Origin of the sequence: Aurantimonas sp. E1-2-R+4 (assembly GCF_036549515.1) — a bacterium.
Classification (GTDB): domain Bacteria; phylum Pseudomonadota; class Alphaproteobacteria; order Rhizobiales; family Rhizobiaceae; genus Aurantimonas; species Aurantimonas coralicida_A.
Genome location: NZ_JAZHLK010000082.1, coordinates 1 through 7,446 on the forward strand (window position 1 = coordinate 1; position 7,446 = coordinate 7,446).

Consider the following 7,446-nt stretch of genomic DNA (forward strand, 5'->3'; position numbering starts at 1 on the left):
GTCGGCATCATCGGGGGCGAGAAGCTGGTTCGTGCCCTTGATACGGCCGACGTAATTTCCCTTCGTGACGCCCTGCAACGCCTGCCTTCAAACTACACGAAGCTGGCCGCGACGAAGGGACTGACGGTCCTGGAAGCCACTTCCTCTGGTGGCCCGGTCATCTCGCCGAAGACGCAGGACAAATACTTCTCGATGTTCCGCTCCTTCCTCCGCTGGGCGTATGATGAGGAGCTGATCGAGAAGGTGCCGGGCGAGAAGGTGAAGATCACGGGGGTTGGGCCGAAGGGCCGTGACGGTCGTGATCCCTATTCCGTCGAACAGCTCAAGACGATCTTCTCATCACCGCTTTACGCCGGTCACCTGGGCTCGCAGCGCCACAAAGCAGGGCCGGAGGTGATCCGTGACGGTAAATTCTGGGTGCCACTGATTGCCCTGTATTCCGGCATGCGCATGGGGGAGATCGTTCAGCTCCTCATCTCGGACATCAAGCAGGAGAAGGACGTCTGGTTCTTTGACATCTCGAAGGGCGAAGAAAAGTCGCTGAAGACGGCGGGGAGTGCGCGTCGCGTCCCGATACATGATGTCCTGCTGAAGGGCGGTATGCTTGAGCTGGTGGCCGACAAGCCCGGCACCCATCGTGTGTTCTCGGACATCGAAAAGGGGAAGGATGGCTACTTCTCGCATAACTTTAGCAAGTGGTGGGGCCGGTATTCACGGCAGATCGGCTTCAAGACCCCGAAGACCGCCTTTCACTCATTCCGGCACAATTTCACGGACGCGGTTTATGCGGCTGAAGCCCCTGAGCGTCTGGCGATGGCCCTTCTGGGTCATGCCGATAAGAAGGTCCACAGCCACTACGGCAGCGGCCCCAAGATCGATGAGCTGCATGCCGTGATCGATAAAGTGGAGTACCCGATTGATCTGAGCTTCTTGCTGCCATAACCTCCCACAGCTGGGAGCAGAGTTTTTCGCTCTCTTAACGCCTTTCCCCGATCATGGGCCGTGACGAATTTCCACGGCTAGGGCATGCGGCGTGACGATCATCAAAATCAAGGTGAAGAAGGGGTCTAACAAGACCCAAACACAGCCGAAAAACGACCATCCCAATAGCCATACAAGCCCGCCTACAGGTCCCAAACCTGCATCGGAACATACCCCCTTCATCGGCCGCCTCATCCTCATGGTGACGCCCCACGGCAAGGCGACGGTGGGATTACGGGGCATCAGTCGTCTTGATCAAATGCGGCTCACCCCCCGCGCATACGCGTCGCGGTGTCGGGCTGACGCACGTATCCAGTCTTCCGGGTGATCTCGCGTCTGACGAGATACCAGAGCCGCTGCTCGGCAGGTTCATCAGGGCCGCGACGTCGAGCTTCCTCCCACGCGTCGTCCGGCGGCATTACCGTGATCAGGGTATAGGCTTCGCGCTCGACCCGGCGGCGCAGGTCGCGCCGGGCAGTAAGAAGGGAGCGCAGACGAGCGATCATCGGCACCACGGGTTTCCGGTATTCGGCCATCGCTGTGAGAGCCCTTCCTGAACGAGGACTTCGCCGGCGTCTCGGCCGTCCGCAAGGGTGACCGTCACGAGGGTCCTACCGTAATAGCCGGTGCCGTCCTGAGTAAGCGAATAACCCGCCGACATCAGGTTTCGAAGCCTATCACGGGCAGCCAGGCCCTTGCGCTTCTCCGCGGCACATTCCGGCTTCGAAATCTCAGGCGTATCGATGTCCTTCATTCGCCACTTGTCGCCGTCCTGCCAGCCGGTGTCACCGTCGACGATGCAGGTGACCCGCCGTTCGGCGCGGTTACCGCCCGAGCAGATGCCTATCGGACCGGAATAGCGCGGAGCAGTGGCCGCCTCGGTGAAGGCGGTCCGGAGATCGAGCGAGACCGGCAGCCGCAGGCCGCTCAGCCGATCAAGCGCGAAAGGCGTCAAGAAGATCACGGCGCATGCGAGGCCGAGCGAATACCAGAAGCGTGTCGGATAACGGGAGGCTTTTTTGTGCCGAGACGGCCTGGCAGAACGGATTGGAACAACGTCTCTGGTCCGGCCGAACGCTTGGCGGCGACGGCTTCGTTTGCGGAGATCGGCCAGATTGTCGAGCCATGGGTCAGCCATGGGGAAGCCGTAGCATGGGGCCGTCAATTACCCGTTAAAGCGGGCACGCAAATACAGTTTTCGCGAACTACGCATTTTCGATCGAAAGCCATCATCGGCGGGTGTGGACGCGCAATCCCATGTTTCGCGCTGCTTTCGCCGGACATGGTCAATGGTTGGCACGCGGTTCCTTTCGAGAGCCCTGGTGTCAGATTGATACCACGCGCCGAAAACCTGCTTGATGGCGGACGGGAAGCGTCTCTAGGTTCCGGTCGAACGCGATTGTTGCCGGAGACCGATGATGTCGAATGCCCTTGAAGTTGTGCGTCCTGGAGAGGCTGCGGCCGTCCTGAACCTGTCGAAGTCGACCCTCGCCAAAATGCGGATGCGCGGCGACGGTCCTCCCTTCGCCAAGCTCGGCGGGAAGATCGTGGTCTATCGGCTCGCGGACCTCGACGCATGGATCAATGAACGAAGCCGGGTCTCGTCAAGCGGCTGACGCTACTGGTTGCACGCAACTCTGTCACTCATTTCCAAACGATGCCGACGCCGTATAGCCGACCTCGATGTCCGGACTTCACGACTGAGACCCAGGCCAATCCAGCGTCGGCTGCAGGCAATTTTACGGAACAGTGTCACTCAGTTCCAGGGAGGATCAAAATGACCGACGCTGAGGCACAAGCGATACTCGACAAGGCGATGCTCCTACACAGCCGATCGACCTCCATCGGCGTCAGGGACCTCTGTACAATACTGGGCGTCTCGGAGCGCACAATCCGCCGTCGTCAGCAAGAGGGTCAGATGCCTGCGAGGACAAAGCTTGGCCGTAAACTGGTTTATGAGAAGGCCGATATCTCAGCCTGGCTGGCAGAACAGGTGCGAGGCTGAGATGCTCGACGCCGAACGCCAGATGCAATTGAAGTACCTCAACAAGGAGTTTGCCGCGACTGTCCGGTACTGCCGGGAAGAAGCTGGATGGGCGAAGGAGGAGTTGCTTCAGCTGAAGCACGCCATCGCGAGTTACCGGGGAAGTCTGAAGCAGCTGGCAGCGGCCTATCCGAAGGGTTGGTCTAAGCAGCGAGCAATCGCGAAAGCGGGACCCCTCTCGTCCAAGGACGCCGTCTTCGTCGGGGTACTCAGGATCGCGGCGCGGCGTGGGCTATCCATGTCTCGTTCACAGGCCCTGGGCCAAGCCGGGAAGATCAGCATGTGGAAGGCGCTTGCCGAGCCGGTCGTCGTTCACTGGGAACCGAAGGGCGGGGGGAAGTACCGCTCGATCGTGAAATACGGAATTCTCAGGGCGGCTCAGCAGCTGCCGCTTCGGGATGTGTTGTCGATGATGGGCATCGACAGCGAGTTTGACTACACGAGGAAAGGAGCCGGAGGCGAACGGGCGTTCGTCCACGAAATCAAACAATCGATGACGGACGGTCGCCGTTGGTGGTGGACGCCGGATATCGAGAACTGTTTCCCGTCAATGAGGCCCAAACATTTCGATTGGTTGCCGGTCGACAAGCGATTGTTGAAGACCGTGATCTTCCTCCCGAAGTGCACGAAGATCAGGGTATCCATGCCAAAGGAAGCCACGACGGTGGTTGAGTACCTGAAGCAGACGTACCCCGACTTCGTCCCGAGTGATCTCTCTCTCCCTGAAAGAGCTTCTTCGGATTTTTACAGATGGACTGACCCGGCAGGGTATGCCGCAGGGCTCAATGCTCGCGCCGCTCCTAGCAAGGGCCTTCATCGGACGGGAACTTCGGCATGTCGTCGGAGGTAAGGAGCTGCACGCGTCCACGGTCATGGACGATCTGTGCATCGGCTCGTGCGAAGTCGAGGCCGTGATCGCGGTCGCTGGAGCGGTAACGAAGCGCCTGGAGGCGCACCCTGCCGGGGCAATCAATTTACATGCCGCAGAGCCGAGCGACATGAAGAAGGGTATCCGAGTGATCGGGTATTGGATCACGCATGAAGGCGATCACAAGCCGGACCCCGTTCACGTCAAGCCGGGCGGAAAACGTATAGAACGATCTCGCGTCCGCCTACTGGAGAAGCTCCAGCAGGTCGCGGGAAACAGGAAGGGTCCTGATTTACTGGAAGTCTACGATGAGCTCATGGACGTTGCGGTGACCTATGCGAAGCGCTGGTACGACAGCAACTCGGCATGGACCAAGAAGGGGCAGTTCAGCTGGAACCGATTGAAAGAAGCGACCGAGAGCTGCGTCTGGAATTTCATCAACGGCGAACCGATCGGCTGGGATGTGAAGCACGCCCACGGGATCATCAAACAGGTTCCTCCGGTCGGGTCGAAGATGCGATCCACCGGCACTGCGCACCGCCATTTGAACGCGAGAGATATGCTCTAATGGGGCGGGACAGTTGGCCCGCCTCACCTGTCTCCGAGATAGTTCTGAGGACAAACGCCGGTTAGATCGGAAGACGCTGGCCCGTAGAGTGTAGACGGCTCGTATTGACCATCTACAAAGTAGGAAACGGCGGGGGGCACCTGGCCAGAGACATGTCCAAATCAATTGCCTTAGCGGCGATCAATCCTTGCCCCCGCTCGCCCATCAGCTAGCGTCAACTTGGGGTCTCTCGAACGCGACCTCCCTGCCACGGCAAGGAGGCCATGATGACAGACCTATTCCAACCCGAAATCCCGCTGACCGACGACGCGAAGAACAGTCCGCTGCCGAGCTTGAGGCCGCTACCCTGCGACCCCTGGGTGGCCAGCTCGACCGTCCACAAGGCGATCCGGCGAGGTGACGCCGAGACCGCCGAGCGTGCCGTCCTGACACTGATCCGTCATCGGGGGACCGGCATCTTTCGTCNCTCGACCGTCCACAAGGCGATCCGGCGAGGTGACGCCGAGACCGCCGAGCGTGCCGTCCTGACACTGATCCGTCATCGGGGGACCGGCATCTTTCGTCGCTTGATGGTGATCGCCTATGAAGACATCGGCATCGGCGCTCCCGATCTGCTGGTGACCCTCACTCGGCTCTGCACCGATGTCCGCCTTCGACGGCAGTACGGCGACACGCCGACGGTCGCCCGCTGGATAGTCCGGGCCATGGCGGCGGCTCCGAAGGAGCGTTCGAGCGATTACCTCATCTGCTCGGCCGTCCACCGACCGGATTGGGAATGCCACCGCGAGGCCGTGGGTGCGCTCAGCATCAGAGACAGGATCACCGTCGCGACGGATGCTGACGCGCCATTCGAGTTGAGAGCGACTGCGTCGTGGTTCGCCTCGGGGGTCGAAGCCGGCACTGAGAAGCGGATCGGCGGCGGTGACCTGACCGGCCTCATGGCGGCCTACATCGATGCCGGCCTGCCCGAAGCGACGGGACTGGCCATACAGGCCGCTGCGAGGGCCACACGCGAGCCCATCGTTCTCATGCTGCCGCCGCTCCTCCAGGAACTCAGACGGAGCCGTAGCGAGCCGACAAGCCGATCCGTGCCGGTCCCGCCCACGCTATTCGTGAACGGCGTCCCGACCTATGCCCTCGACAAGCATACGCGGGCCGGTCGTCAGGCGATCGTGACCTTCGCTCGTGAGAACCAGAATGCACGCTCGGCCCTTGAACGACACGTCCCCGAGTTCCGGCATAGGGACGCCGCGTATCTCGCCGCCTTCTACACCGACGCCATGCCGGTTACGCACCGGTTCGAGTGGGATCAGGTCGATGAGCTGGAGACGCTGGGGCGCGAGACGGACCTGCTGTGGGCCGGCATCCCTATCGAGGGAATGACCGCCATCCTTGATGCCTTTCGATCCAACCTTGATCACCTGAATGCGGTTCGAGCGCGCCTTCTTGGATCGTCATCGGACAAGGGGAATGCACGATGACGCCCGGTCTCTCCTCCGATAACCCTCCATTATCGGAGCCAAAAAATGAGAAAAACGCGGGCGATAAACGGAAAATTAACGCGCCGATCGGTAGAATTGCAATTGATTGCACGAACCATAAAGCCCCGCGTGCAATCAATTGCACAGCCGAACTCTCGAATTTTAGTAAAATTTTACCTTCCGTGGCCGATCTGGTCGACGGCTCCTTGTCTTCGAACAGCAAGCGTGCCTACCAATCCGACCTCGATCACTTCGTCGCCTGGGGTGGCATGATCCCGGCATCGGCCGAGATGATCGCCGCTTACCTCGCCGCCCATGCCGACGTTCTGACCGGGGCCACGCTGACCCGGCGGCTTGCCTCACTGGCGAAGGCTCATGCGTTGAAGCGTGTGTCCAACCCAACGACCGATGCACTCGTCAAGGCGACCCTTCGAGGCATCAGACGGAGGAACGGCTCGGCTCAGCGACAGGCAAAGCCGCTGCTGCGCGATGATCTCTTCGCGGTTTTGGGCGTCATGGGCGACAGGCCCAAGGACATCCGCGACCGTGCCCTGCTGCTGATCGGGTTCGCTGGAGGCTTCCGCCGATCGGAACTGGTCGGTCTCGATGTCGCCGATGTGGAAAACGTGCGTCAGGGGATCGTAATCACATTGCGCCGGTCCAAGACGGACCAGACGGGAGCGGGCAGGAAAATCGGGATACCCCATGGCCGGACGCGATGGTGCCCGGTCACCGCCCTTGAAGCATGGCTATCGGTTTTCGGCAGCGAAGCCGGCCCCATCTTCAGGGGCATAACCCGACATGGGCGCGTCGGGGATCAGCGCCTATCGGGAGAAGCCGTCTCGATCATCCTGAAGGAACGCTTGGCAGCGGCTGGTTTCGATCCGGAGGGCTTCTCCGGACATAGCCTGCGTGCCGGCTTCGCCACCAGCGCCGCCCAGGCCGGGGCGTCGTCATGGAAAATCAGGCAGCAGACCGGTCATGCCAGCGACGCCATGCTCAGTCGCTACATTCGTGATGGCGAGCTGTTCACGGACAACGCTGTCGCCGCTTTGTTGTGAGGGCATCAACTGCACCTAACGGGGTTGATGAACGCCCCTTCTGTGGAAGTTGAGCGGCGCTATCCATCGACAACGGCGTCTGGCTGCCCCGCCTGGAGAGCGTTCATATATGCGAGACAAAGGTCACGGGAGCGGTACGCACCCCACCTGTTGATCTCTTCGCGCTCGACGATGGGGAACGTGGAGTACACATATCGCATGTCGTCGCGATCTGTGATGCCGTAAAGGTGGAAATAGAGCGCATCAAGCTTCGCACGCAGATGAAGGCGACGGTCCTCGTTCCATATGAATGGCGGCTTCACGGTCCCGTCTTCCTCGACATAACTGCGTATTTCACCGCATCGTGAGCAGAGATTTCGCGGGATCGTGAGCAACGATTTCAGATGATCGTGAGCACCTTTTCGAGGGTGCGGGCTGCTTCGGACGACAACTCAACCGGTCTA

The 7,446-nt window shown here is 60.5% G+C and carries 8 protein-coding genes; 6 read left to right on the plus strand and 2 right to left on the minus strand.

What is annotated here, in order from left to right; genetic code table 11:
- Positions 1-942, plus strand: a 942-nt coding sequence (locus tag VQ045_RS20645; protein WP_331831457.1) for a site-specific integrase, incomplete at its 5' end; no start/stop codon positions are given.
- A 305-nt stretch (positions 943-1,247) separates the two neighbouring features.
- Here VQ045_RS20645 and VQ045_RS20650 read toward each other — a convergent pair.
- Both VQ045_RS20650 and VQ045_RS20655 read right to left on the minus strand, forming a co-directional pair.
- Positions 1,248-1,487: a hypothetical protein gene (locus tag VQ045_RS20650; RefSeq protein ID WP_331831458.1), complete on the minus strand. Its 240-nt coding sequence runs from the start codon at positions 1,485-1,487 to the stop codon at positions 1,248-1,250.
- A complete protein-coding gene (locus tag VQ045_RS20655; protein ID WP_331831459.1) occupies positions 1,484-1,936 on the minus strand; it encodes a thermonuclease family protein in 453 nt (150 codons plus the stop codon). The genes VQ045_RS20650 and VQ045_RS20655 overlap by 4 nt, the downstream gene beginning before the upstream one ends.
- A 463-nt stretch (positions 1,937-2,399) precedes the next feature.
- Between VQ045_RS20655 and VQ045_RS20660 the strand changes: the two genes are divergently transcribed.
- From VQ045_RS20660 to VQ045_RS20680, 5 genes are all read left to right on the plus strand, one after another.
- Entirely contained in the window at positions 2,400-2,597 is a 198-nt protein-coding gene (locus VQ045_RS20660; RefSeq protein WP_331827899.1) for a helix-turn-helix transcriptional regulator, read from the plus strand.
- A gap of 161 nt (positions 2,598-2,758) precedes the next feature.
- Positions 2,759-2,986 carry a helix-turn-helix transcriptional regulator gene (locus VQ045_RS20665; RefSeq protein WP_331827887.1) on the plus strand — a complete coding sequence of 76 codons (228 nt, stop codon included), beginning with the start codon at positions 2,759-2,761 and terminating at the stop codon, positions 2,984-2,986.
- Between the two features lies 1 nt (position 2,987).
- Positions 2,988-3,875, plus strand: coding sequence for a hypothetical protein (locus VQ045_RS20670; RefSeq protein ID WP_331831460.1), 888 nt, complete (start codon positions 2,988-2,990; stop codon positions 3,873-3,875).
- Positions 3,876-3,897: 22 nt separating this feature from the next.
- On the plus strand, positions 3,898-4,461 hold the full coding sequence (locus VQ045_RS20675) for a hypothetical protein (RefSeq protein WP_331831461.1): 564 nt from the start codon (positions 3,898-3,900) through the stop codon (positions 4,459-4,461).
- Positions 4,462-5,938: 1,477 nt separating this feature from the next.
- Positions 5,939-7,003, plus strand: a complete 1,065-nt coding sequence (locus VQ045_RS20680) for a site-specific integrase (protein ID WP_331831462.1) — start codon at positions 5,939-5,941, stop codon at positions 7,001-7,003.
- Positions 7,004-7,446: the final 443 nt, after the last annotated feature.

What these genes read in the sequence shown, in the direction of transcription:
- VQ045_RS20680 (WP_331831462.1), top strand. Translation starts at nt 5,939, where the DNA reads ATGACGCCCGGTCTCTCCTCCGATAACCCTCCATTATCGGAGCCAAAA.
- VQ045_RS20670 (WP_331831460.1), top strand. Translation starts at nt 2,988, where the DNA reads ATGCTCGACGCCGAACGCCAGATGCAATTGAAGTACCTCAACAAGGAG.
- VQ045_RS20665 (WP_331827887.1), top strand. Translation starts at nt 2,759, where the DNA reads ATGACCGACGCTGAGGCACAAGCGATACTCGACAAGGCGATGCTCCTA.
- VQ045_RS20660 (WP_331827899.1), top strand. Translation starts at nt 2,400, where the DNA reads ATGTCGAATGCCCTTGAAGTTGTGCGTCCTGGAGAGGCTGCGGCCGTC.
- VQ045_RS20675 (WP_331831461.1), top strand. Translation starts at nt 3,898, where the DNA reads ATGGACGATCTGTGCATCGGCTCGTGCGAAGTCGAGGCCGTGATCGCG.
- VQ045_RS20650 (WP_331831458.1), bottom strand. Translation starts at nt 1,487, where the DNA reads ATGATCGCTCGTCTGCGCTCCCTTCTTACTGCCCGGCGCGACCTGCGC.